Source organism: Nonomuraea sp. NPDC049480, assembly GCF_044465905.1.
In the GTDB taxonomy this organism is placed as follows: Bacteria; Actinomycetota; Actinomycetes; order Streptosporangiales; family Streptosporangiaceae; genus Nonomuraea.
This window is the reverse complement of sequence record NZ_JBITMD010000001.1, coordinates 924,407-949,688: the sequence shown is the minus strand read 5'-3', so window position 1 is coordinate 949,688 and position 25,282 is coordinate 924,407. Positions and strand designations below refer to the sequence as shown.

Annotated in this window: 20 protein-coding genes; 12 read left to right on the top strand and 8 right to left on the bottom strand. The window is 68.8% G+C overall.

Annotated elements, in window-relative coordinates; genetic code table 11:
- Window positions 1-58: 58 nt before the first annotated feature.
- The 4 genes from ACIBX3_RS04415 (at window position 59) to ACIBX3_RS04400 (ending at window position 4,856) form a co-directional block, all read left to right on the top strand.
- Window positions 59-1,039 carry an Lrp/AsnC family transcriptional regulator gene (locus tag ACIBX3_RS04415; protein WP_397112961.1) on the top strand — a complete coding sequence of 327 codons (981 nt, stop codon included), beginning with the start codon at window positions 59-61 and terminating at the stop codon, window positions 1,037-1,039.
- Window positions 1,036-2,340: a M20/M25/M40 family metallo-hydrolase gene (locus ACIBX3_RS04410; RefSeq protein WP_397112959.1), complete on the top strand. Its 1,305-nt coding sequence runs from the start codon at window positions 1,036-1,038 to the stop codon at window positions 2,338-2,340. Before ACIBX3_RS04415 ends, ACIBX3_RS04410 begins: the two co-directional genes overlap by 4 nt.
- 3 nt (window positions 2,341-2,343) lie before the next feature.
- The gene (locus ACIBX3_RS04405; RefSeq protein ID WP_397112957.1) at window positions 2,344-3,147 is read left to right on the top strand and encodes a purine-nucleoside phosphorylase; all 804 of its coding nucleotides are present in this window, start codon (window positions 2,344-2,346) and stop codon (window positions 3,145-3,147) included.
- A 62-nt stretch (window positions 3,148-3,209) separates the two neighbouring features.
- Entirely contained in the window at window positions 3,210-4,856 is a 1,647-nt protein-coding gene (locus ACIBX3_RS04400; RefSeq protein WP_397113394.1) for a phospho-sugar mutase, read from the top strand.
- Here ACIBX3_RS04400 and ACIBX3_RS04395 read toward each other — a convergent pair.
- Window positions 4,853-5,281, bottom strand: a complete 429-nt coding sequence (locus ACIBX3_RS04395; RefSeq protein ID WP_397112955.1) for an MFS transporter — start codon at window positions 5,279-5,281, stop codon at window positions 4,853-4,855. The two genes, ACIBX3_RS04400 and ACIBX3_RS04395, sit on opposite strands and share 4 nt — an antisense overlap.
- Before the next feature lie 162 nt (window positions 5,282-5,443).
- Between ACIBX3_RS04395 and ACIBX3_RS04390 the strand changes: the two genes are divergently transcribed.
- From ACIBX3_RS04390 to ACIBX3_RS04365, 6 genes are all read left to right on the top strand, one after another.
- Complete coding sequence (locus ACIBX3_RS04390; RefSeq protein ID WP_397112953.1) at window positions 5,444-7,729, top strand: TIM-barrel domain-containing protein; 2,286 nt, start codon at window positions 5,444-5,446, stop codon at window positions 7,727-7,729.
- A 17-nt stretch (window positions 7,730-7,746) separates the two neighbouring features.
- The gene (locus ACIBX3_RS04385) at window positions 7,747-9,051 is read left to right on the top strand and encodes an extracellular solute-binding protein (RefSeq protein WP_397112951.1); all 1,305 of its coding nucleotides are present in this window, start codon (window positions 7,747-7,749) and stop codon (window positions 9,049-9,051) included.
- A gap of 222 nt (window positions 9,052-9,273) precedes the next feature.
- Window positions 9,274-9,915, top strand: a complete 642-nt coding sequence (locus tag ACIBX3_RS04380) for a carbohydrate ABC transporter permease (RefSeq protein WP_397113393.1) — start codon at window positions 9,274-9,276, stop codon at window positions 9,913-9,915.
- A complete protein-coding gene (locus tag ACIBX3_RS04375; RefSeq protein WP_397112949.1) occupies window positions 9,912-10,733 on the top strand; it encodes a carbohydrate ABC transporter permease in 822 nt (273 codons plus the stop codon). Before ACIBX3_RS04380 ends, ACIBX3_RS04375 begins: the two co-directional genes overlap by 4 nt.
- A 13-nt stretch (window positions 10,734-10,746) precedes the next feature.
- Window positions 10,747-13,629, top strand: a complete 2,883-nt coding sequence (locus ACIBX3_RS04370; protein WP_397112947.1) for a glycoside hydrolase family 3 C-terminal domain-containing protein — start codon at window positions 10,747-10,749, stop codon at window positions 13,627-13,629.
- Window positions 13,630-13,738: 109 nt separating this feature from the next.
- Window positions 13,739-14,251: a hypothetical protein gene (locus ACIBX3_RS04365; RefSeq protein WP_397112946.1), complete on the top strand. Its 513-nt coding sequence runs from the start codon at window positions 13,739-13,741 to the stop codon at window positions 14,249-14,251.
- On the opposite strand, the gene ACIBX3_RS04360 is transcribed toward ACIBX3_RS04365, so the two are convergent.
- Together ACIBX3_RS04360 and ACIBX3_RS04355 are read right to left on the bottom strand one after the other, a co-directional pair.
- Window positions 14,187-14,924, bottom strand: a complete 738-nt coding sequence (locus ACIBX3_RS04360) for a glycoside hydrolase family 16 protein (RefSeq protein ID WP_397112944.1) — start codon at window positions 14,922-14,924, stop codon at window positions 14,187-14,189. The two genes, ACIBX3_RS04365 and ACIBX3_RS04360, sit on opposite strands and share 65 nt — an antisense overlap.
- Window positions 14,921-15,688: an SDR family NAD(P)-dependent oxidoreductase gene (locus ACIBX3_RS04355; protein ID WP_397112942.1), complete on the bottom strand. Its 768-nt coding sequence runs from the start codon at window positions 15,686-15,688 to the stop codon at window positions 14,921-14,923. Before ACIBX3_RS04355 ends, ACIBX3_RS04360 begins: the two co-directional genes overlap by 4 nt.
- Before the next feature lie 159 nt (window positions 15,689-15,847).
- Here ACIBX3_RS04355 and ACIBX3_RS04350 point away from each other — a divergent pair, with 159 nt between their 5' ends.
- Window positions 15,848-18,505, top strand: a complete 2,658-nt coding sequence (locus ACIBX3_RS04350) for a cellulose binding domain-containing protein (RefSeq protein WP_397112940.1) — start codon at window positions 15,848-15,850, stop codon at window positions 18,503-18,505.
- Window positions 18,506-18,562: 57 nt separating this feature from the next.
- Here the strand turns inward: ACIBX3_RS04350 and ACIBX3_RS04345 are convergent, their stop codons facing one another.
- The 5 genes from ACIBX3_RS04345 to ACIBX3_RS04325 form a co-directional block, all read right to left on the bottom strand.
- Window positions 18,563-19,783, bottom strand: a complete 1,221-nt coding sequence (locus tag ACIBX3_RS04345; RefSeq protein ID WP_397112938.1) for an alpha/beta hydrolase family protein — start codon at window positions 19,781-19,783, stop codon at window positions 18,563-18,565.
- Window positions 19,784-19,892: 109 nt separating this feature from the next.
- Window positions 19,893-20,108, bottom strand: coding sequence for a hypothetical protein (locus ACIBX3_RS04340; protein WP_397112936.1), 216 nt, complete (start codon window positions 20,106-20,108; stop codon window positions 19,893-19,895).
- Between the two features lie 88 nt (window positions 20,109-20,196).
- Window positions 20,197-21,123 (bottom strand): carbohydrate ABC transporter permease, encoded by a 927-nt coding sequence (locus ACIBX3_RS04335; RefSeq protein ID WP_397112934.1) that lies wholly within the window; start codon window positions 21,121-21,123, stop codon window positions 20,197-20,199.
- Window positions 21,120-22,094, bottom strand: a complete 975-nt coding sequence (locus ACIBX3_RS04330; protein ID WP_397112932.1) for an ABC transporter permease — start codon at window positions 22,092-22,094, stop codon at window positions 21,120-21,122. Before ACIBX3_RS04330 ends, ACIBX3_RS04335 begins: the two co-directional genes overlap by 4 nt.
- Window positions 22,095-22,160: 66 nt before the next feature.
- Window positions 22,161-23,801: an extracellular solute-binding protein gene (locus tag ACIBX3_RS04325; RefSeq protein ID WP_397112930.1), complete on the bottom strand. Its 1,641-nt coding sequence runs from the start codon at window positions 23,799-23,801 to the stop codon at window positions 22,161-22,163.
- A 267-nt stretch (window positions 23,802-24,068) separates the two neighbouring features.
- Here ACIBX3_RS04325 and ACIBX3_RS04320 point away from each other — a divergent pair, with 267 nt between their 5' ends.
- On the top strand, window positions 24,069-25,280 hold the full coding sequence (locus ACIBX3_RS04320) for an ROK family protein (RefSeq protein ID WP_397112928.1): 1,212 nt from the start codon (window positions 24,069-24,071) through the stop codon (window positions 25,278-25,280).
- The last annotated feature ends 2 nt before the right edge of the window (window positions 25,281-25,282 follow it).

Here is a 25,282-nt window from a genome sequence, read left to right as displayed (position 1 = left end):
CCGAAACAGTCAAATATCCGGCGGCATGTTTACATTCCCGACACAGAAACGGTTGCAGGTGGACGTTCTCGACCGGCGCCTCGTCGCCGCGCTCCAAGTCAGCCCGCGCGCCTCATGGGGCGAGATCGGCCGGGCCGTGGGCGAGCACGAGCGCACGGTCGCCCGCCGACTGCAACGGCTGATCGCGGAGGGCGTGGTACGCGTCACGGCGATCTACGACGACCTGCGCACCGGGCACGGGAGACCCGCGCACCTGCACGTCCAGGTGCGCCCCGGCACCGCGAGCCAGGTCGCCAAGGCGCTGGCCGACCGGCCCGACACGCGCTCGGTCTACGCGCTGACCGGCGCCGCCGACCTGGGCTGCGAGCTGGTCTCGCCGTCCCGCGAGGCGCTGCACCGGATCCTGTCCGCGGAAATCAGCGCGATAGACGGGGTCTTGCAGACGCAGACGCAAGTTGTTCTCCACACGTTCAGGACCGTCGCGGAGTGGCACGCGCCGTACCTCACCGAGCAGGAGGTCGCCGAGTTGCGGCCGGTGCCGCCCCCTGAGAGGCTGCCCGACGAGGAGGGCCTGTCACCTCTGGAGCAGGAGATCGCCGAGTTGCTGGCCGCCGACGGCAGGATCGCGTTCACCGCGGTCGCCGAGCGCCTCGACGTGTCCGTCCCGACCGCCCGCCGCCGGGTGACCTCGCTCATCGAGCGGCGGCTGCTGCTGCCGCGCGCGGAGGTGGAGCCCGCGCTGCTCGGCCTGGAGGTGGAGGCCATGCTCTGGCTGAAGGTGCGCCCGTACGGGCTGGACCAGGTCGGGCAGCGACTGGCCGGGCACCCGAACGTACGTTATTGTGCCGCCACCTCGGGCACGCACTCCCTGATCGTCCAGGTGGTCACGGCTCACGAGGCCGACCTCTACCGCTTCATGACCGGCGTCGTCGGTTCGTTCGACGAGATCACCGACAGCGACCTGACCCTCATCACCCGCGCTTACAAGCGGGGGCACCTGCACAAGTCCGGACTGCTCACACTGGAGAAAACGCCATGACACCTGCCGAGAAGGAAGTCGCCGACCTCTGCGTGGAGCTGATCCGCGTCGACAGCAGCAACTACGGGGACGGCACCGGCCCCGGCGAGCGGGCCGCGGCCGAGGTCGTCATGGCCAGGCTGGCCGAGGCCGGCATCGAGGCGACGTACGTCGAGAGCGAGCCGGGCCGCGGCAACGTGATCACCCGCGTCGAGGGGACCGATCCGTCCCTGCCGGCCCTGCTCGTCCACGGGCACCTGGACGTGGTGCCGGCCAACGCCGCCGACTGGTCGGTGGACCCGTTCGGTGGCGAGGTGCGCGACGGCTACATCTGGGGCCGCGGCGCCGTGGACATGAAGGACATGGACGCGATGATGCTGGCGGTGCTGCGCCAGATGAAGCGCGAGGGCCGGCGGCCGCGCCGCGACATCGTGTTCGCGTGGGTGGCCGACGAGGAGGCCGGCGGCGTGTACGGCGCCAAATACCTCACCGCGCACCACCCCGAGCTGTTCGAGGGCGTCACCGAGTCGATCAGCGAGGTCGGCGGCTACTCGCTGGAGGTGGATGCGTCGCTGCGGCTCTACCTGATCGAGACGGCCCAGAAGGGCCTGGCCTGGATGAAGCTCATCGCCGACGGCACCGCCGGACACGGCTCGATGCTCAACTCCGACAACGCCGTCACCGAGATCGCCAAGGCCGTGGCCAGGATCGGTGATCACGAGTGGCCGCTGACGTACACGCCGACCGTGCGCCGGTTCCTCACCGAGGTCGCCGACGCCTTCGGCATCCCCTTCGACGAGTCGGACCCGCAGCCGATCCTCGACAAGATCGGGCCCCTCGTGCGTTTCGTGGGCGCGACGCTGCGGAACACCACGAACCCCACCCAGCTCGGCGCCGGCTACAAGTCGAACGTGATCCCCGGCCAGGCCACGGCCGTGATCGACGGGCGGTTCCTGCCCGGGTTCGAGGAGGAGTTCTTCAAGACCGTCGACTCGCTGATCGGGTCGCGGGTCCGGCGGGAGTTCGTGCACCACGACATCGCGCTGGAGACGACGTTCGACGGGGCGCTGGTCGAGTCGATGATCGCGGCGCTGAAGGCCGAGGACCCGACGGCGCGGGCGATCCCGTACTGCATGTCGGGCGGCACCGACAACAAGACGTTCTTCGCCGACCTGGGGGTGCGCGGGTTCGGGTTCGTGCCGCTGCGGCTGCCCGGGGACATGGACTTCGCCTCGATGTTCCACGGCGTGGACGAGCGGGTGCCGGTCGACGCGCTGCAGTTCGGGGTGCGGGTGCTGGACAGGCTCCTCCTAAACTACTGAGCTGTGAGCAACGACGCATACACCCTGGCCGGTGAGGCCGCCGCGGCACTGCACAACGCCGCCGGCCTCGACACCTTCGACGTGGCGCTCGTCATGGGCTCGGGGTGGGTGCCCGCCGCCGACGCGATCGGCGAGACGGTGAGCGAGATCCCGTTCACCGACCTGCCCGGCTTCCAGGCGCCGGCCGTGGCCGGGCACGGCGGCAAGATCCGCGTGATGCGCACCTCGACCGGGCGGTACGCGCTGGTCTTCCTCGGGCGCACACACCTGTACGAAGGGCTCGGCGTGGACGCGGTCGTGCACGGCGTGCGCACCGCGGCAGCGGCCGGCGTCCGCACGATCGTGCTCACCAACGCCGCCGGTGGCCTGCGGCCCGAGACGCAGAACGTCGGCGACCCGGTTCTGATCAGCGACCACATCAACCTGACCGGCGCCAACCCGATCACCGGGACCACGTTCATCGACCTCACCGAGGTCTACTCGCGCCGTCTGCGCGCCCTGGTCCGGGAGATCGACCCGACCCTCGCCGAAGGCGTGTACGTGGCCTTCCGCGGGCCGACGTACGAGACCCCGGCCGAGATCCGCATGCTGCGCACGCTGGGCGGCGACATGGTGGGCATGTCCACCGTCCTGGAGGCCATCGCCGCGCGCGAGGCGAACCTGGAGGTGCTCGGCGTCTCCCTGGTCACCAACCCCGGCGCGGGGCTGTCCGGCGAGCCGCTCAACCACGAGGAGGTCCTGGAGGTCGGCCGCTCGACGGCGGCCCGCATGGGCGTCCTGCTCGCCAAGGTGGTGGACGGGCTGTGAGTCCCGCGAACGACCGGCGCGACCCCACCGGCTCTGACCACGGTCCCACCGGCGACGCCGTCGTGGCCGGCGGCCCGGGTGACCTGCTGGAGTCCGCTCGCCGGTGGCTGGCGCAGGACCCCGACCCCGACACCCGCGCCGAGTTGTCGGCCCTGATCGAGGGCGAGGACCTGGCCGGGCTGCGGGACCGGTTCGGGGCCAAGCTGGAGTTCGGCACCGCCGGCCTGCGCGGCGAGCTGGGCGCGGGCCCCAACCGCATGAACCGTGTCACCGTCATGCGCGCCGCCGCCGGCCTGGCCAAGGTCCTCGGCCCCGGCAAGCACGTGGTCATCGGCTACGACGCCCGGCGCAAGTCCGACGTGTTCGCCCGCGACACCGCGGCCGTCCTGACGGGCGCCGGCCTGCACGCCTCCCTCCTGCCGGCCCCCCTGCCCACGCCGGTCCTGGCCTTCGCCGTACGCCACCTGGGCGCCGACGCCGGGGTGACGGTCACGGCCAGCCACAACCCGCCGCGGGACAACGGCTACAAGGTCTACTGGGGCGATGGCTCCCAGATCGTGCCGCCGATCGACCGCGAGATCTCGGCCGCCATCGACGCGGCCGGCCCCGTCGACCGGCTCCCGCTGCATGCCCCCGGCACGTTGACGGAGTTGGGCGAGGGCATCATCGACGACTACCTCCACGCCGTGACGTCCCTGCCGCTGGGCGAGGCCCGGGACCTCAAGGTCGCCTACACGCCGCTGCACGGTGTGGGCGCGGCCACCCTGACCGGTGCCTTCCTGGACGCCGGCTTCGAGAGTCCCATGGCGGTCGAGGAGCAGCGCGAGCCCGACCCCGACTTCCCGACGGTGTCCTTCCCCAACCCGGAGGAGCCGGGCGCGATGGATCTGGCGATCGCCCTTGCCGCCAAGAAGGGCGCCGACCTGGTCCTCGCGAACGACCCGGACGCCGACAGGTGCGCGGTGGGCGTGCCGCTGCCCGACGGCGGCTGCCGCATGCTGACCGGCGACGAGGTGGGCGGCCTCCTGGCCGAACACGTGATCACCCACACCACCGGCGACCGCATGGTGGCCACCACGATCGTCTCCTCGACCCTCCTGGGCAAGATCGCCCGAGCGTACGACGTCCGCTACGGCGAGACGCTGACCGGCTTCAAGTGGATCATCAAGGCCGGCCCCGGCCTGGTCTTCGGCTACGAGGAGGCCATCGGCTACAGCGTCGGCTCCGACGCCGGACTCCCGGTCCACGACAAGGACGGCATCGGCGCGGCGCTGACGGTGGCGGCCATCGCCGCTGCGGCCAAGCGCGACGGCCGCACCCTGCTCGACCTCCTGGACGACCAGGCCAGACGCTATGGCCTGCACGCCACGTCGCAACTGTCGTTCCGGGTGGCCGATCTCTCGTTGATCACTGACGCCATGACCCGCCTGCGCACCACGCCGCCGGCCGAGCTGGCCGGCCGGACGGTGCTGGGCGTGGACGACCTGGCGAAGGGCGAGGGCGGCCTCCCGCCGACGGACGGCCTGCGCTTCCGCCTGACCGGAGACGCCCGCGTCGTGGTCCGCCCATCCGGCACGGAGCCCAAGCTCAAGTGTTATCTGGAGGTCGTCGTGCCGGTGACGGGTGAGGTGGCGCAGGCGCGCACCCGCGCCGCCCAAGACCTCGACGCACTGAAAGCGGACCTGTCCGGGCTGATGAAGCTCGGCTAGGCCCGGCCGTTCAGGGTGTCCAGGAAGCGCTGCTCGAACGCGGCGGTGCCGGCTGTCGTGCCGTACCGGAGCAGGCGTCCGGAAGGCGACAGGAAGGTGCGCCCGGCTGAGGGGCCGTCCACAGCCGCGACCGCGACGAGCGGGCCGAAGCCGTCCACCAGCGGGTAGAGCGCGAAGCCGAGCGCGCGGATCACGTACGTGCCCACCAGCACGGTACGCGCGCCGAACCGGTCGATGATCACCCCGGCGAGCGGGTTCGCCGCCAGGCCGAGCGCGGCCGCCACGGTCACGCCCAGGCCGACCGTGGTGACGGGCAACCCTGTCACTTGCTGGATGAACAGCAACGTCAACGGCAGGTAGAGGCCGTTGCCGAGCGCGTCGACGAACATGCCCACGAGGAAGGGACGCGTGGCCGGAAAGATCACGCGGATCAGTGTGCCCAGTTCATGGTGGGTGGCGGACCGGGCGCTGGTCCTAGGTCTTCCGACGGGCTCCGGGGCAGACACCAGGGCGCTGACCGTTGACGTTTGTTGGTATGGACAGCAAACTAATTCACGAGTTGGCGCAGCCGTTCAAAAGGAGCTTCCATGCCCTATCGCCCCCCATTGGTCGCGCACGAGTACTTCGTCGCGGACCCGCCCGAGCTTCCGGTTCGCGCGCGAGGCGAGGGTGGCCTGTCGGCGCTGACCGCGGCCGAGCTGGTCGCGGCCGACGGCGCCGAGGTGATGCTGAAGGCGGTCACCACGGCGGAGGAGACGCTGGTCGTCCAGGTGGGCGTGGCCGGTGAGGGCGTGATCCGGGTACGGCTGTCGGAAGACGCGGCCACGCGGCCGCGGTCGGAGGGGGCCATCTCGATGGTGGCCCCCGGCACGTATCCAGGGGCACGTGCCGGGGTCACCCCAGGTGAGCCGATCGTGATCGACGCGGGCTCGATCCGGGCCGAGATCAGCCTCGCGCCGTGGCACCTGCGCTTCACCGATGCCTCCGGGAACACGCTGGTCGAGCAGGACCGCGGGCACACCGACATCAGCGGCAGGCTCCGTACGCTGCCCTTCGGCCGCTCGACCGCGAACGGCGCCTCCGTCGCCTACCACGAGAGCTTCGCCGCCGCCCCCGACGAGGCGTTCGCCGGGTTCGGGGAGTCGTTCACGCGGCTGGACAAGCGAGGCCAGCGCCCGCTCATGTGGAACTTCGACGCCTTCGGCGCCGAGTCGCAGCGGGCGTACAAGAACGTCCCCCTGTACGTCTCCAGCAAGGGCTACGGGATCCTCGTCGACAGCGGCGCGCCCACGGAGTTCGACGTGTGCCAGTCCACGCACAGCGTCGTGCAGATCCTGGTGCCCGACGACGTCATCGACTACTACGTGATCGCCGGCCCGACCCCGTCCGAGGTCCTGGACCGCTACGACCTGCTGACCTGCCGCCCGTCGCTGCCGCCGAAGTGGGCGTTCGGGACCTGGATCTCGTCGGGGTTCTGCGTGGACAGCCAGGAGCGGGTGCTGGCCAGGGCGCGGACGATCAGGGAGCGCGGGATCCCGTGCGACGTGCTGCACCTGGACACGTACTGGCAGACCGACGGGCACTGGTCGGATCTGCAGTGGGATCCCGTCAACTTCCCCGAGCCGGAGCGGATGCTGGACGAGCTGCATGGGATGGGGTTCAAGGTCTGTCTCTGGATGAATCCCTACATTTCCCATCTCAGCCCTGCCTTCGAGACGGCGGCGCAAGCCGGATATTTCATGAAGAGGGAGGATGGGGAGGTCTACGTCGCCGACTGCTGGCACGGATCGTTCCCCGCCTGCGGGATCGTCGACCTCACCAACCCGGCGGCCGTCACCTGGTTCAAGGGGCTGCTGGAAAGCCTGCTGCGGCAGGGCGTGGACGCGTTCAAGACCGACTTCGCCGAAGGCGTGCCGGCGGACGCCGTCGCGTACAACGGGATGAGCGGGACCGACCTGCACAACGTCTACACGCTGCTGTTCAACGACGCGGTCGCCGAGGTCACCCGCGAGGTCAACGGGCACGAGCTGGTGTGGGCGCGCTCGTCGTACCTCGGCGGGCAGCGCCACAGCGCCCAGTGGAACGGCGACACCTACACCAGCTACGCCGCCATGGGCAGCACGATCAGGGGCGGGCTCGCGCACGGCCTGTCCGGCGTGCCGTTCTGGAGCCACGACGCGGGCGGCTTCACCGGCCGGCCGACGGATGACCTGTACGTTCGCTGGACCCAGTTCGGCGCCGTGTCCCCGCTGGTGCGGCTGCACGGCACGACCACCCGCGAACCGTGGGAGTTCCCGGCCGTCGAGAAGCAGGCCGTGGAGGCGCTCAAGCTGCGCTACCGGCTGATGCCGTACATCTACTCGGCGGCCGTCGAGGCCGCGCGCACCGGCGCGCCCATGATGCGGGCGCTGTGCGTGGACTACCCGGACGACCCGGTGGCCTGGCAGGCCGACCTCGAGTACCTGTTCGGCCGTGACCTGCTCGTCGCCCCCATGATCGCGCCGGAGGGCGTCCGGCAGGTGTACCTGCCGCGCGGCACGTGGGTCGACTACTGGACGGGCGAGGTGCTGGAGGGCTCCCGCTACGTCCGGGTCGCCAAGCCGCTCGACCAGATCCCCCTCTTCGCCCGGCACGGCGCGCTCATCCCGGTCACCACCCCCGGTGACACGGTCGACGTGCCGGCCGAGATCACCCTCGTCGCCTTCGGGGGCGGCGACGGCACTGTCGAAATCCACGACGAAGACGGCGTGACGGTCGCCGTCGCCACCAGGGACGGCGACGAGCTGCACGTCGCCGTCACCGGCCCGAAGCGCGTCACCGCGGTCGAGATCGCCCCGGTGACCGGAGCTCCCGCTCGGGCCGTCATCTCGTAACACCCCCTGGAGGGATCATGGTCAAGTTGAGAGGCGCCGCGGTGCTGGCCGCCGCCGCGCTCGCCCTAGCAGCCTGCGGCTCCGGCTCGGAGAGTCCGTCGCCCGCGCAGAGCAACCAGCCACGCACGCTGAAGCTCTGGCACTACGAGTCCAAGGACAGCGCCATGGCCAAGGCGTGGGCCGAGGCGATCAAGAAGTTCGAGGCGTCGCACCCGAATGTGACCGTCAAGTTCGAGGAGAAGGGCTTCGAACAGATCCAGAAGACGGCCAGCATGGTGCTCAACTCCGACGAGGCGCCCGACATCATGGAGTACAACAAGGGCAACGCCACCGCCGGTCTGCTGTCCAAGCAGGGTCTGCTGACGAACCTCACCGAGGAGGCCACCAAGCGCGGCTGGGACAAGCTGCTACCCGGCGGCCTCCAGACGACCGCCAAATATGACGACCGGGGCGTCATGGGCGCCGGCAACTGGTACGGCATCCCGAACTACGGCGAGTTCGTGATGGTCTATTACAACAAGGACCTGTTCGACAAGCACAAGGTCAAGGTCCCGACGACGTTCGAGGAGTTCACGGCCGGGCTGGACACGTTCGTCAAGGCCGGGGTGACGCCCATCGCGAACGCCGGCGCCGAATACCCGGCGCAGCAGATCCTCTACCAGCTCGCGCTCACCAAGGCGCAGAAGCCGTGGCTGGATGCGTTCCAGTCCTACAAGGGCAAGGTCGACTTCCACGGCCCCGAGTTCACCTACGGCGCGGACACGTTCGCCGAGTGGGTGAAGAAGGGGTACATCGCCAAGAACTCGGCCGGGCTCAAGGCCGAGGACATGGGCGTGGCGTTCATGAACGGCAAGTTCCCCGTCATGATCAGCGGTAGCTGGTGGTACGGCCGCGTGGCCTCCACGATCAAGGACTTCCAGTGGGGTCACTTCCTGTTCCCCGGCACCACCATGTCGCCCGGTTCGAGCGGAAACCTCTGGGTCGTCCCCGAGAACTCCAAGAACAAGGATCTGGCCTACGACTTCATCGACATCACGATGAGCAAGGACATCCAGAACCTCCTGGGCAACTCCGGCGGCGTACCCGTGGCCGCCGACCCGGCCGCGATCACCGACGCCAAGAGCAAGGAGCTGATCGAGTCCTTCAACAAGCTGACCACCGCTGACGGCCTGGCCTTCTACCCCGACTGGCCGGCGCCCGGCTATTACGACGTCCTCGTGGCCGGCGTCCAGAACCTCATCAACGGAAGCAAGACGCCCTCCGCGGTGCTGGACGAGATCGCCAAGCCCTACGAGGACAACCTCGCCGACATTGGCAACTAGATGAGAGTACGCACGAGGGGGTACTGGCTCTACCTGACCCCCAGCCTGATTCTCTTCCTGGGCGTCATGGTGGTGCCGTTCCTCATGAACGTGGGCGCCAGCTTCACCCGCTGGTCGGGGGTGGGCACGCCCAGGTGGATCGGGTTCGACAACTACGCCAGGCTGCTCCAGGACGAGCGGTTCTGGCAGTCGTTCCAGCACAACGTGGGCCTGATCGTGGCCATGGCCATCGTGCCGACCGCGATCGGGCTCGTGCTGGCGGCCGCCCTGTTCGACTACATCGGCAAACGGTTCGGGCCGCGCACGGCCTCGGCGCTGCGGGCGATGTACTACCTGCCCCAGGTCCTGCCGGTGGCGGTGGCCGGCGTGGTGTGGGGCTGGATGCTGCACCCGTCGTACGGCGCGGTCAACCAGATCTTCGGGCTGGACCTCGACTACCTGGGCGATCCCGACCTGGCGCTGGCCACGGTCATGGCGGTCATGGTGTGGTTCCAGCTCGGCTACCCGGTCGTCATCTTCATGGCCGGGCTGCAGCGGGTGGACCCGGCCTACTACGAGGCGGCCGAGATCGACGGGGCCTCGTGGTGGCGCAAGTTCTGGCACATCACGATCCCGCAGATCCGGCCGGAGATCTTCGTGGTGCTGCTGACGTGCACGATCGCCGCGCTGAAGGTGTTCGGGCCGATCTTCGTGCTCACGCGGGGAGGGCCCGGCAACGCGACCATGGTCCCGTCGTACTTCTCGTACCTGAACTTCTTCCAGAAGAGCAACGTCGGGTACGGCTCCGCGATCGCCACGGTGCTGGCGCTGATCATCATCGTGGTGACGTTCCTGTTCCTGCGGGTCCAGGAGCGTGAGCAATGAGGGGCCCCGGACGCTGGGCGGTGCTGTTCGCGATGGTCGTGCTGGCCGTCGTGATGATGTTCCCGTTCGCGATCGTGGCGATCAACGCGGTCAAGTCGCCGGCCGAGTACAACACGCAGGGCCCGCTCAGCCTGCCTGACGGGCTCTACCTCCAGGGGATCATCGACTTCTGGAACCGGGTCGACTTCGGCACGAAGCTCTGGAACAGCTTCGTCATCAGCGCCTCCGTGTCGGTGTTCGCCGTCGTGCTGTCGGTGCTCAACGCGTACGCGCTGGGCATCGGCAGGGTGAAGGGCCGGCTGTCGATCCTCGTGCTGTTCCTGGTGGCCAACACGTTGCCGCAGGAGGCGCTGGCCTACCCGCTCTACTACCTGTCCAAGGCCGTCGGGCTGTACGACACCCAGCTGGCCGTGATCATCGTCATGACCGTGATCCAGGCGGCGTTCGGCACGTACCTGCTGAGCGCGGTCCTGGGGCAGTTCCCGAAGGAGATCCTCGAGGCTGCGGCGATCGACGGCGCGGGGCGGCTGCGCTCACTGTGGCAGATCGTGGTGCCGATCAGCAGACCCACCCTCAACGTCCTGCTGATCTTCTTCTTCATCTGGACCTGGAACGAGTTCTTCCTGCCGCTCATCTTCCTGATCTCGAACGACACCCAGACGGTGCCCGTCGCACTCGCGGTCCTGCAGGGCGAGAAGTTCATGGACGCCACCATGTCCAGCGCCTCGGCCCTGCTCGGAGTCGTGCCGGCGATCGCCTTTTTCCTGATCTTCCAGCGCACGCTGACCCGTGGAGTGACGGTCGGCGCCATCAAGTGATGGAGAACCCCCCATGCGTCTAAGAATCCCGTTGTTAGCGACCCTCACCTTGGCGGCCTCACTGCTCGTCGTGCCCCCGGCGCAGGCCGTCGACTACCCGTTCCAGAACCCGAGCCTGCCGCTGGAGCAGCGGGTCGACGACCTGCTCGGCCGGCTCACGCTCGACGAGAAACTGGGCCTGCTGCACCAGTCGCAGGCGGCGATCCCCCGCCTCGGCATCGCCTACCACAAGAACGGCACCGAGGCGTTGCACGGCGTCGCCTGGTCCAACCACCTCAACGACGGCTGGAGACAGAAGTTCGCCGACGGCACGGTGTTCCCGCAGGCCGTCGGCCTGGCCAGCACCTGGGATCCGGAGCTGATGAAGAAGGTCGGCTCCGTGGTCGGCGACGAAGTGCGGGGCTTCAACGACGTCGACCCGATCCTGTGGGGTCTGCAGGTATGGGCGCCCGTGGTGGATCCGCTGCGAGACCCGCGGGCGGGCCGCAACGAGGAAGGATATTCGGAGGACCCGCTCCTGACCGGGGCCATGGCGACGGCCTACGGCAAGGGCCTGCAGGGCGACGACCCCTTCTACCTGAAGGCCGCGCCCGTGCTGAAGCACTACCTGGGCTACAACAACGAGACCAACCGCAGCCTCACCTCCTCCAACCTGACGCCGAAGCTCAAGCGCGAGTACTACGAGCAGGGCTTCAAACGGGCGATCTCGGCTGACGCCGCGACCGGCGTCATGGCCTCGTACAACCTGGTCAACGGGCGGCCGGCGCACGTCAATCCGGACCTGAACACCGTGGTCAGGTCGTGGACGGACAAGACGCTCTACAACGTCAGCGACGCGTGGGGCCCGCACGCGCTCACCGACCTGCAGAAGTACTTCGACAACAAGCCCGAGGCGTTCGCCGCCGTGCTGAAGAGCGGGCAGGACAGCTTCACCATCGACGACAGCAACAGCGGTCCGATGGTCACGAACCTCAAGGCCGCCCTGGACCAGGGTCGGATCACCGAGGCCGACGTGGACAACGCCGTGCGCCACGCCCTGTCGATCCGGACCAGGCTGGGGCACTTCGACCCGGACGGCGGGCCGTACAAGAAGATCACCAAGGACGTGATCAACAGTCCCGCGAACCAGAAGCTCAACCGCGAGGCCGCGGGCAAGGCCGCCGTCCTGCTGAAGAACTCCGGCGTGCTGCCGCTCGCCAAGCCCAAGTCGGCGGCCGTGGTCGGGCCGCTGTCCGCCAAGCTCTACCGCGACTGGTACTCGGGCCAGCAGCCCTACCAGGTCACCCCGCTCGACGGGATCAAGGAGCGCGTCGGCGACGTCGCCACCGGCGAGGGTCTGGAGCGGATCGCGCTCAAGCACCTGACCTCCGGCAAGTACATCACCGCCACCGGCACGGGCCCCGACGACAACGCCGCGCTCACCGACACCGCGCCCACGGCCGCCTCCCAATGGGACCTGACCGACTGGACCGGCGGCGTGTCCACGCTGCGCAACGCGGGCAACGGCAAGCTGCTCGGCGGTGACTGGCGCTCGCTCGACACCGACGACGCCGAGCCCGACGGCTGGTACGTCCAGCAGCAGTTCGCCCTGGAGCGCCAGTCCGACGGCAGCTACCTGATCAGGTACGCCGGCTACGAGACCGTCGAGAGCTGGTACGCCCTGCCCGACCCGTACGTGACCGTGACCTCCGAAGGCACGCTCGCGCTGGCCCCGAAGGCGCAGGCGGCGAAGTTCGGCAAGGAGGTCGTCTCCGACGGCATCGCCGCGGCCGCCGCACAGGCCGCCAAGTCCGAGGTCGCGGTCGTGGTGGTGGGCAGCCACCCGTTCGTGGCCGGGCGCGAGTTCCACGACCGCGACAACCTGAAGCTCGGCGACGGGCAGCGGCGGCTGATCGAGGCCGTGCGCAAGGTCAACCCGAAGACCGTCGTGGTCCTGGAGACCAGCTACCCGGTGATCGTGGACGCGCCGACCCTGCTGTGGACCACGCACGCCGGCAACGAGACCGGGCACGCGATCGCCGACGTGCTGTTCGGCGACGTGAACCCGGGCGGCCGGCTCACCCAGACCTGGCCGGCCACCGACGGCCTGCCGAGCATCCTGGACTACGACCTGGCCAAGACCGGGATGACGTACCTGTACGGGAAGGGCAAGCCGCTCTACTCGTTCGGCCACGGGCTGAGCTACACCAGCTTCGGCTACCAGGGGCTGCAGGCGCAGGGCGAGAAGGTGAGCGTCAAGGTCACCAACACCGGCAGGGTCAAGGGCGACGAGGTCGTCCAGCTCTACACCCACCAGCGCGACTCCCGCTTCAAGCAGCCGGTCAAGCAACTGCGCGGCTTCCAGCGGATCACGCTGAACCCGGGCGAGACCCGTACCGTCACCTTCACCCTGAAGAAGGCGGACCTGGCCGTCTGGGACCACACCCGAAACAAGTGGGTCGTCGAGACCGCCACCCATGACGTCCTCGTCGGCTCCTCCTCCGACCGGATCCGCCAGGCCACCACGCTGCGCGTGTCCGGCGAGACCGTCCCCGTCCGCGACCTGGCCAAGACGACCAGGGCGATGGACTTCGACGACTACTCGGGCGTCTTCTTCGCCGACGAGAGCAAGGAGAGCGGCGAGGTCGTCGAGGGGTCGGCGGGTGACTGGATCTCCTTCACCGGCGCCTCGTGGGGCTCCCGCCTCACGGCCTCGGTGGCCTCGGTGAACGGCGGCTCGTTCGAGCTGCGGCTCGGCTCGCCGACGGGCACGCTGCTCGGCACCGTCCAGGTTCCCGCCACCGGCGGGATCTATCAGTACGGAGCGGCGAACGCCGCGGTCAAGGCCGGCACGGGGGCCCTGTACCTCGTGTTCAAGGGCGACCTGCGCGTCAAGGACTTCGCGCTCGCCCGGTGACGTTTTCGTGGCGGTCATGATCATTGTCGTGGCCGCCACGGAACCCGCTTGCTCTTGGATAGCAACGTTATCTATTATCTAGATAGCTTAGCTATCCAAGGGGGTTCTGATGGTTGTGATCGTTCTGCTGGTCGCCATGCTGGTGTTCCGGCTGCTGGGCGTGCTGGGCGTGGCCCGGTTCGCCACCTGGCGGGTCAGCGCCGCCCACGGCCTGGCCGTCATGCTGGTCATGACGGCCGGCGCGCACTTCGTCCCGGCGGGCGTGACCTTCATGCCCAACCACGCCGACATGGTGGCCATGGTGCCGCCGTTCGTGCCGTTCCCGGCCTTCATGGTCTATCTGACCGGCGTGCTGGAGCTGGCCGGGGCTGTGGGGCTCGTGCTCGAGGGGACCCGCAGGGCGGCCGGGATCTGCCTGGCGCTGCTCTTCGTGGTCATGCTCCCGGCGAACATCTACGCCGCGCTCAGCGACATCAGCTTCGGAGGCGAGCCGGCGTCGCCGTTGTGGCAGCGCATTCCCGAGCAGGTCCTCTACATCGGGATCGCGCTGTGGGTGGCTACGACGCGAATCCGCGAACGTAGTCCACGGGGAACTCTTTCGGGTAGGAGCCTCCAGGTGTGAACTCGTAGATGTTGAGCATGAGCTGCATCGGATACGCCGGCGACTGGTTCACGGTCCTGACGTGCTGCCCGTCCACGAAGAAGGAGACGTGGCCGGGCGTCCAGTCGGCGGCGTAGACGTGGAACTCCCGGGCGTCGATGGGCAGCGTCTCCACCGTGAAGTCGTCGGTGATCGAGGGATCGCCGAACGGGTGCAGTCCCATGCCGATCTTCGCCTCGCCGGCGCCGACGTCACGGCCGAAGATCTCCGCGACGCAGATCTCGGCGGAGCGCTCAGGCTCGTCCTCGAAGCCGATCATCCAGAGCGCCACCATGCACCGCGGGTCGTCGACGGCCTTCGCGCGCATCTCGATCCGGCCGTACTGAGGTGTGTAGAGCCGCACTTCGGGCTGCTCTTCCCGGACCACGGCGCCACGCCCGTGCTGTCCGATCCGGCTCCCGGCCGGGCCCGAGAACAGCCCCGTCTGCAACGACGAGACCCGCAGGTCGCCCTCCGACTCGGGAGACCACGGAGGCTGGTCCTCCTCGATCAGCAGCGTCAAGTGGCCGTCGCCGAGCCGGTAGCGGGCCGCGGACCTGGCGCGGGTGGCCCACTGCGGCAGGTAATAAGGGATCCACTTCGTCTCGTCGAGACGGTCTCCGTCGAACGTGTCCTCGAACGCCGGCTTCCTCATCGGACCGTCCACCCGCCGTCCACGACCAGCGTGTGCCCCGTGACCAGGGAGGCGGCGGGGGAGACCAGGAACAGCACGGCGCCGGCCACGTCCATGGGCTCGCCGATGCGGTGCAGTGCCGCGATCCGCTCGATCACGTCCGCCTCGAACGCCGGGTCGGACAGCGCCGCGGCGGTCCCCGGCGTGCGGATGAAGGTCGGGGCGACGTTGTTGACCGTGATGCCGTGCGGCCCCCACTCGACCGCCAGGCAGCGGGTGAGATGGGCGATCGCCGCTTTCGTCATGCAGTAGACGGACTCGCCGGGCAGGGCGACCTCGCCGGCCTGGGACCCGATGTTCACGATCCTGCCGTACCCCTGCCTGATCATGGCCCGTCCGGCGGTCTGGCAGGCCTGGAAGGTGCCCTTCAGGTTGACCGCCAGCGTGCGGTCGAAGTCCTCCTCGGTGACGTCCTCGGCCGGGTTGCCCGGGGCGATGCCGGCGTTGTTGACCAGGATGTCGATCCTGCCGAAGCGGTCGAGCACCTCCCGCACCGCCTGGGTGATCTGCCCCGGGACGGCCATGTCCATCTGCAGCGGCAGTGCGGTCCGGCCCATCCCGATGATCTCGCCGGCCAGCCCGCCGTCGTCGCCGGCGTCCCGCAAGCCCATGGCGACATCGGCTCCCGCGTTGGCCAGGGCCAGCGAAATCGCCCGTCCGAGGCCGCGCGCCGCCCCCGTGACCAGGGCGACCTTTCCGTCGACCCGGAACTCGGGAAAGTCCATCTGTCTCCCCTTTAATTCGTTGACCATCCAAACTATCGTGGTCATGAGCTCATGCGCGAAGGCGCGGCGACGGTCAGGGTCCTGCACTCTGCTCGTGCATGGCGGTCATCTGAAGCCTTTGGGGCGCCTGCTGGCGTGCCTGGAAAGGAAGAGCCGCGCATGCGAAGAAGATTATTCGTCATGCTGGCGACCGCCGCCGTCCTGCTGTCGGTGGCTGTCGTGAGGATGTCGCCGGTCTCGGCGGTCGCCTCGGATCCGTACGCGTACAAGAACGTCAGGATCGACGGTGGCGGCTTCGTACCCGGGATCATCTTCAACCCGGCGGAGCGGAACCTGATCTACGCCCGTACCGACATCGGCGGGGCGTATCGGTGGAACCAGTCGAGCAAGTCGTGGACCCCCTTGCTCGACTGGGTCGGATGGGACAAGTGGGGCTACAACGGTGTGATCAGCCTCGCCACCGACCCCGTGCAGACCAACCGCGTGTACGTCGCCGCCGGCATGTACACCAACAGCTGGGACCCCAACAACGGCGCGATCCTGCGCTCCACCGACAAGGGCGACACCTGGCAGGTCACGGCGCTGCCGTTCAAGCTCGGCGGCAACATGCCCGGCCGCGGCATGGGGGAGGCGCTGTCCGTCGACCCCAACGACAACCGCGTGCTCTACTTCGGCACCCCCAACGGCAACGGCCTGTGGCGCAGCACCGACTACGGCGCGACCTGGGCCAAGGTGGCGAGTTTCCCCAACCCGGGCAACTACGCCCCGGACCCCAATGACGCCAACGGCTACCTGAGCCACAGGCCGGGCGTGGTCTGGGTGACCTACGACCCGCGCTCGTCCACCCGCGGCACTCCGACCAAGACCATCTACGTGGGCGTCGCCGACAAGGAGAACACCGTCTACCGCACCACGGACGGCGGCGCCACCTGGTCGCGCCTGGCCGGCCAGCCCACCGGCTATCTCGCCCACAAGGGCGTGCTCGACACGGTCAACGGCTACCTCTACCTCGCCACGAGCGACACCGGCGGCCCGTACGACGGCGCCAAGGGCGACGTCTGGCGCTACGCCACCGCGACCGGCACCTGGACCCAGATCAGCCCCATCCCGTCCTCCAGCAGCGACGACTACTTCGGCTACAGCGGCCTGACCATCGACCGGCAGGACCCGAGCACGATCATGGTCGCCACACAGATCTCCTGGTGGCCCGATGTGATCTTCTTCCGGTCCACCGACTCGGGCGCCACCTGGACCCGCGTGTGGGACTGGACCTCGTACCCGAACCGTAGCTTCCGCTACACGATGGACATCACCGAGAATCCGTGGCTGACGTTCGGCACGAACCCGCAACCACCCGAGGTCACACCCAAGCTCGGCTGGATGACCGAGTCGCTGGAGATCGACCCGTTCGACTCCAACCGCATGATGTACGGCACCGGCGCCACGATCTACGGCACCGAGAACCTCACGCAGTGGGACTCCGGCGGCCAGTTCACCATCAAACCCATGGCGAAGGGCCTGGAGGAGACGGCCGTCCTCGACCTGATCAGCCCGCCCAGCGGCGCGCCCCTGATCAGCGGCCTCGGCGACATCGCCGGCTTCCGGCACACCAATCTGGACGCCGTGCCGCCGATGATGTTCACCCAGCCTGTCTTCACCTCCACCACCAGCCTCGACTACGCGGAGAAATCGCCGTCGATCATGGTCAGGGCCGGCAACTTCACCGATGCCGACCGCCCGAACGACAGCCACGTGGCCTTCTCCACCGACGGCGGCGCCAACTGGTTCCAGGGCACGGAGCCGGGCGGCGTCAACGAGGGCGGCACGGTGGCCGCCGCCGCCGACGGCTCCCGCTTCGTGTGGGCGCCTCGCGGGGTGACCCCGGTCTATTCGGTCGGGTACGGCAACTCCTGGCAGCAGGCGTCCGGCCTGCCCACGGACGCGGTCGTGGAGTCGGACCGGGTGAACGCGTCGAAGTTCTACGGCTTCAGCGGCGGCCGCATGTACGTCAGCACGAACGGCGGCGCGACCTTCACCGCCACCGCCGCGACCGGCCTGCCGACCGGCGGCAAGTTCAAGGCGGTGCCCGGACGTGAGGGCGACCTGTGGCTGGCCGGCGACGGCGGCCTGTGGCACTCGACGAACAGCGGCGCCTCGTTCACCAAGGTCTCCGGCATCACCAAGTCCGTGAACGTCGGCTTCGGCAAGGCGGCGCCCGGCGGGACGTACATGGCGGTCTTCGCGGTCGCCACGATCGACGGCGTCACCGGCCTGTACCGCTCCGACGACGCCGGGGCGAACTGGGTCCGGATCAACGACGACAAGCACCAGTGGGGCAACATGGGCGAGGCGCTCACCGGCGACCCGCGCGTGTACGGCCGCGTCTACCTGGGCACCAACGGCCGCGGCATCATCTACGGCGACCGCACCGGCCCGCCCGTCACGGTGACGCCGACGGTCACGGTCACTCCGACGGTCACGGTCACTCCGACGGTCACCCCGACGGCGGGCACGGGCTGCACGGCCACGTACAAGCCGGGCACCCAGTGGTCGGGAGGCTTCCAGGCGGAGGTGTCGGTCCAGAACACCGGCTCCTCGGCGATCACCGGCTGGAAGGTCACCTGGACCTGGCCGGGCGACCAGAAGATCACCCAGCTCTGGAACGGCACCCACACCCAGACGGGCGCCGAGGTCAGCGTGGCGAACGCCGGCTACAACGGCAACCTGGCCCCGAACGCGTCCGCGTCGTTCGGCTTCACCGGCACCCAGTCCGGTACCGGCCCCCCACCCGCCACCGTCACCTGCACGTCGGCGTGACGTGAAGGGGAGGTGCCACCCCGGCCCCCGGAGTGGCACCTCCCCGCCACCGGCCCGCTATGCGCAGGCCTTCTTCTCCGGGGCGCAGAATTCGACCTCGGGGTAGCGGTTCGACGGCTTGTCCAGCAAGGGTTGGCGCTTCTTACGCAGGTGCAGGTCGAAGAAGGCCGCGACGTAGGCACGGGTGATCTTCATGGCACGGGTGCCGGGGATCTCGGCTCCGTCGTCGATGCCGAGCTGATCGGTCAGCACGCCGAGGTCGTTGAAGGAGGTGTGCTCCGCCCCGGTCACCAGGAGCCAGCGCTTCCACCCGGTCAGTTGCTTCCAGTCACGCTCCCAGGTCGCGGCGGTGTCCCCCTTCCCCGGGGTGTACGTGGACGGCTTGCCCAGGAACAGGAACGGCCGCGACAGCCCGCTGTCCGGGATCGGGGCGTCCGTGGTGCCGTCCATGTCGATGCCGGCGCGTACCCGGGAGTCCGTCAGCAGGGCCTGGATGGCGCTCGCCCCGCCGGCCGAGTGGCCTGCCATCGCGATCCTGGACGGATCGATCAGGCGGGCGCCCTTCCATTTCGGGCGTGCCCCGGTCAGCTCGTCGAGCACGAAGGAGACGTCAGCCGCCCGGCTCTTGCTCAGCTTCTCCCACCAGGCCGGGTTCTTCTTGATCTCGCAGGTGACGCAGGTGGTCACCCGTCCGTCGGGGAAGGTGGTGGCGACGCTCTCGTACGTGTGGTCGATCGCGGCCACCACGTACCCTCTGCTCGCCAGATCCTCGGCCAGCCCCGTCAGCTCGGACCGGGGCTTGGAGTGGCCGGGGGAGAGCACGACGAGGGGCAGGCCGCGCTTGCGCCCGGCGGGTTCGGCGTCGGTGAAGGCGTTCGTCCGGGTCTTGCTCAGCACGTCCATCGGCAGCCCGGTGATCTCTCCGTCCTTCAGGAGGAGCTCGGACTCCTTCGGGGTCATGTACTGCGCCCGGTCGCGGCCCGGTGACTTCGCCGGGTACCACAGGGAGACCATGAGCTCCCGGGCCTTCATCGCAGGGACCCAGGGGTCCGGGCGGGAGGTGTCCTTCAGGTACAGCGACGTGGTGCCGACCGGCTGGGAACCGGTCGGCTTGGGCAGGAACGGCGTGACGCCCGGCGTGGCCGTGGAACGGGCGGACGCGGATGGGGCGTAGAGGAATCCGGCGGAGACGGCCACGGCGAGGAGCCCGGCGACGGCGGCCAGGCGACGGCGCGGCGTTGATGTTCCCGCATTGCCGGACTCGATCGTTTGACGCATGGAGAGGTCGTCCTTTCAGCAGTGGGGACGGCCCGCCTCGGCAGAGCGCAGGAGGGGACCGCATCTCCGCATGTCCGCAGCAAGACCCGGAGCGGTCTGACTCAGGGGACTATATACCGGAGGTATATACGCGGTGTATAAAACAGCCCGGACGCCGTGGAAGAACCAGCCCGCCGCCACCAGGTAAGACCAGGACGGTCAGCGCGATCGCGGTGAAGACGGCGGACGGCGGGATCACGTCCAGCAGTCGCAGGCCGAAGATGATGGCGAACCCGATCGCCAGTCCCGGCCAGGTCGCCTCGCGCCGCCGGAGCTTGGCCATCACGAGGTATATCAGCGGCAGGAGCGGGAGGATATGACCGAAGGTGGCCGCGCTCTCCGCCGACTCGCCGCCGCCGAAGGTGAGGGCCGCTTTAGCCTTTGATGGCGCCGACGATCACGCCCTTGGTGAAGTGGCGCTGGACCAAGGGGTAGATGATCAAGGCGGGTACGACGGCGATGACCACGATGGCCATTTTGATGGCCAGCGTCGGCGGCGCGTCGCCCGTCACCCCCGCCGTCGCCGCCGGCAGCGGGTTCGAGTCCACCACGTACTGGCGCAGGATCAACGCCAGCGGCCACTTGCGCGTGTCGTCGATGTACAACATCGCGTTGAACCACGCGTTCCAGTAGCCCACCGCGTAGAACATCGCCACGACGGCCGTCACCGCCTTCGACATGGGCAGGACGATCCGCCACAGGATCCGCCACTCCCCGGCCCCGTCGATGCGGGCGCTGTCCAGGACCTCCCCGGGGATGTTCATGAAGAACGAGCGCAGCACGACCACGTTGAACGCCGAAACGGCGGTCGGGAGGATCAGGGACCAATAGCTGTCCTTCAGGCCCAGGCCGCTCACCATCAAGTACACCGGGATGATGCCGGGGAAGAACACGAACATCAGCAGGATGCTGAACAGCAGCGGCCGGTGCAGGAACGACCCCGGCCGCGACAGCGAGTACGCCCCCAGGATGCTCACCGCCGTGCTGATCAGCGTCCCCACCACGGTCACCCCGGTGCTGACCAGCACCGCCTTGCTGACCACGGAGTCGGAGAAGATCTGCCGGTACGCCTCCAACGTGATCCCGTCGGGCACCAGCACGAGCCCGCCGGCACGGTTGACCGTGGCGGACGAGCTCAGGCTGGTCAGCAGGATCGTGTAGAGGGGACCGAGCACGGCGAGGACGATGAGCGTCACCAGCGCGCCCTTGCTCAGCCGGCCGATCGGCGAAGGCCGCTCCTCCCACGGCGCCAGCTTGGCCGGATTCCCAGCGCCGCCCGGCTTCGTCAATGCCCACGTCATGATCGTGAATACACCCCTCGCTCGCCGAACGCGTGCGCGACCCGGTTGGCCGCCAGGATCAGCAGCAACCCGACCAGGCCCTTGAACAGCCCGGCCGCCGCGCCGTACCCGAGGTCGCCGGTACGCAGGCCCGACCAGTAGACGAACGTGTCGAACACCTCGGAAGCCCCGCTGCCGACCGCGCTGCGCTGCAGCATGAACTGCTCGAACCCGACGTTCAGCGCATCCCCCAGGCGCAGGATCAGCAGCAGCAGGATCACGGGACGCAGCCCGGGCAGCGTGATGTGCCACATGCGCCGCCACCGGCGGGCCCCGTCCACGGCGGCGGCCTCGTACAGGTTCGGGTCGATGGTGCTCAGCGCGGCCAGGAAGATGATCGCGCCCCAGCCGGCGTCCTTCCAGATGGTCTGGGTGGTGATCAGCAGGATGAACGTGTCGGAGTTCGTCATCCAGTCGACGCCCTCGTGGCCGCGCTCCCGCAGGAGCTGCGCCAGCAGCCCGGCCCCACCGAACATCTGCTGGAAGATGGCCACGACCAGCACCCAGGAGAAGAAGTACGGCATGTAGACCACGCCCTGCACGAACGCCCTCAGCCGGGCCGAGACGATGCTGTGCAGCAGCAGCGCCAGCATGATCGGCACGGGGAAGTAGAAGACGAGCTGGAAGGCCGTGATCGACAGCGTGTTCGCCATCGCGCGCAGGAACTGGGGGTCCTGGAAGAGCAGCGCGAAGTTGGTGAACCCGATGACCGGGCTCTCGATGATCCCGCCGGTGTAGGGGTTGTAGTCCTGGAACGCGATGACGTTGCCTAGCGCGGGGACCCACCAGAAGGCCAGGACCAGCAGCAGCATCGGCAGGTTCATCAGCAGCAGCGGCCGGTCCCGCCGCAGCTTGGCCCGCCAGTGCAGCTTCTCCTGCGTGCCGGCCGCCTTCGCCTGCTTGACCGGGCGCTTGGCCGTGATCACGCCCATCGGAGTACCCCCGGCGTCAGCGTGTCCATGAACGGCCCCGCGCCCGCGAATCGCTCCTCACCGGTGTCACAGCCTGCCGTTCTCCCGCGCGACCTTCATGTAGAACTCGCGTGCCTCGTTGCCGCCCTGGTCCTGCCACTCCTTGACGATCTTCGACCACTCGGAGACGGGCCGCTTGCCGCGGAGGATCTCCTGCATCTTGTCCTCGGTGGGCTGCGCAAGACCGGCCATCTTGGAGGGGACCTCCACGCGGATCCCGACGAACGGGTCGTTGTCCAGGATCTTCGAGGCCTGCGTCTGCCAGTCGTACTGGGCCTGGACCAGGCCCTCGTACTGGCTCTTCTCATTGGCGGGGGGCCGGCCGGACAGGAACAGGTACGTGGGCGCGACCTCCTTGCGCCCGAGCGCCGTCTGCTTGATCTTGCCGTCCTCGACGTTGTAGTGCTTGCCCTCGACGCCGTTGAAGACCAGCTCGTACTCCTGCGTCCCGAAGGGTGCCGAGCACCAGTTGGACAGGGCGAGCAGCTCGCGGGTGCGGGCGTCGCCCAGGCCCTTCTTGATGAAGACGAACATGCCGGCGGGTTCGTTTCGCCACATGATCGTCTTGCCTCCGGGCTTCCCCGGGTAAGGGGTGACGACCTGCATGTTGAACTTGGGGTTGTCGGCCTGGAACCGGCCCAGGGACTCGTGCCAGGCGCCGAGGCCGTCACGGTAGATGATCATCTGGCCGCTGCCGAAGATGCCTTTGTTGTCGGCGTCCTTGTTGGCCACGATGTCCGGGTGGACGTAGCCGGCCTCGAAGAGCTTGGTCATGAACTCGATCGACGCGAGAAACTCGGGGGTCTCGTACTTGTACTCGAGCGTGCCGTCGCTCTTCTTGCGCCACTCGCGCGGCGCGCCGAAGGCCCGCTGCATCTCCTGCTCCATGCCGCCGCCGAACGCCCAGCGCTTCTTCTTCGCGTCGGTGATGGCCTTGCCGAGCACGAGCAGGTCGTCGCCGCTCTTGGGGTGCTGCAGGCCCAGCTCCTCCATGATGTCCTGGCGGACGAAGGTGGCGAACGGGAACGGCTCGTTCTGCCAGGGGATGCCCTGCAGGACGCCGCCGAAGACGCCGTACTGCCAGGCCGCGGTGTCGTAGTTGGCCAGCAGCGGGAACTCCTTGGCCTTGTCCCCGGCCAGGTAGGGCCCCAGATCGGCGAAGAGCTTGTTGGCCGCCTCGGTGAAGTGGCCGATCTTGATGAGCTCCCAGCCCGGGACCATGACCATCTCGGGCACGTCGCCGCTGGCCAGGACGGTGGACAGCTTCTGCCCGTAGGTGTTGCCGTCGGAGATGTTGAACCGGACGACGCCGCCCAGGCGCTCGTTCATGTAGTCGTAGTAGGAGTTGTCGCCCAGCCCGGGTGGCACCGTGCCCCAAAGCGGCGTCATCGCGGTCACCTCTTTGCCGCTGGTCAGCGGCTTGGTGGTGATCGCCTGCACCATGCTGGCCGGGCGCGACAGGAAGCCGGGCGCGACGAACTCGCTGCCGGGCAGATCGGGCTTGAGCCCAGGGATCTCGAACGGGATCCGCGTGGGCACCAGGCTCTTGAGCTTGTCGGCCGCCACGGCCGTACCCTTGGACGTCGCCTTCTTCTCGGCGCAGCCCGCCACCAGAATGCTTGCGCCGACCAGGCCGAGGAACCCGCGGCGAGTCGTGTTGGTTGCCATGGCTCGCTCCCTTCTCCGGTGGGGATGGCCTCAGTAAGATTTAGTTGGTATTGCGACCAAACAAATTAGTAGACTGTGGTCGCAGCCACAAGAGACCGCTACGGTCACAGGTTGGTGCCAATGAGAAAGGTGCGAAGCGGACAGCCGCTGCGGCATCGACCAGACGCGGCAGTGGGGCGGCGGTCTGAGGAGCAGCTTTCTTGTTGGTGAAGGGAGACCACGAATGCGGCATGCTGGGGTCATCTCTTGGCGGGAACGGGGCTGATATTGATCACTTCTACGACCGGCCCGCAGCCGGCCGACTTCGCCGACGTACGGGCCACCAACCTGGCGGTGGTGCTGCGGTTCGTCCGCGAGCACGCACCTTGCTCACGGGCCGACATCGCGGCCTCCACCGGGCTCAACAAGGCGACGGTGTCGAGCCTGGTCGCCGACCTCATCGACCGCCGGCTGGTACGCGAGACGGGCCTGACGGAGAACCGCGTGGGCCGTCCGGCCACGATGCTGGTCCTGGACGGCTCGCCGTACGCCGCCATCGGGGTCGAGATCAACGTCGACCACGTCTCCGCCGTGGCCACGGACCTCGCGGGGGAGAGGCTGCTGACGTGGCGGCGCTCGTTCTCGACCGGCGACTCGGTCAATCAGGGGGTGGCCAACGTCGGGGCGATCATCAGGCGCGTGGTCAGCCGCATGGCCAAGGAGGAGCGCCAGGTGCTCGGCCTGGCCGTGGCCGTGCCGGGGCTGGTGGACGTGCAGGGCACCGTACGCCTGGCGCCGAACCTGGGCTGGCGCGACGCCGACATCGGCGGGGACCTGGCCAAGGCGCTGCGCGATCCCGGCTTCCCCATCCAGGTCGACAACGACGCCAATCTCGCGGCCCTGGCCGAGCAGCGCTTCGGCGCCCACTCCGGCGCCTCCGACCTGGTCTACCTGACCGGCGAGATCGGTGTGGGCGCGGGCGTCATCCTGGACGGGCGGCTGCGCCGCGGCGGCCGCGGCTACAGCGGCGAGATCGGCCACGTCCAGCTCGACCCCGACGGCCCCGAGTGCCACTGCGGCCGGCGCGGCTGCCTGGAGGCGATGGCCGGCATCGGCGCCGTGCTGCGCAAGGTGCCCTCGCCCGCCGAGATCCAGATCGAGATCGAGGAGTCCGTGCGCCTGGCCCGCGGCGGCGACGCCGACACCCTCGCCGCGCTGGATTCGGTCGGCCGGAGCCTGGGCCGGGGGGTGTCCGTGCTGACCAACCTGCTCAACCCCGAGGTGGTGATCCTCGGCGGCTACTACGTCCCGCTCGCGCCGTGGTTGCTGCCCGCCGTCCACGACGAGCTGAGCGACCGGGTCATCGCCTCCGAGGCGGGGGGATGCCAGGTCGTGGCCTCGACGCTGGGGTACGACGCGGCCGCGCTCGGGGGTGTGGCGAGGGTGCTCGACTCCATCGATTCGGGAAGATTGCCCGGAGGATTGTCGCGAATCCCTTGACC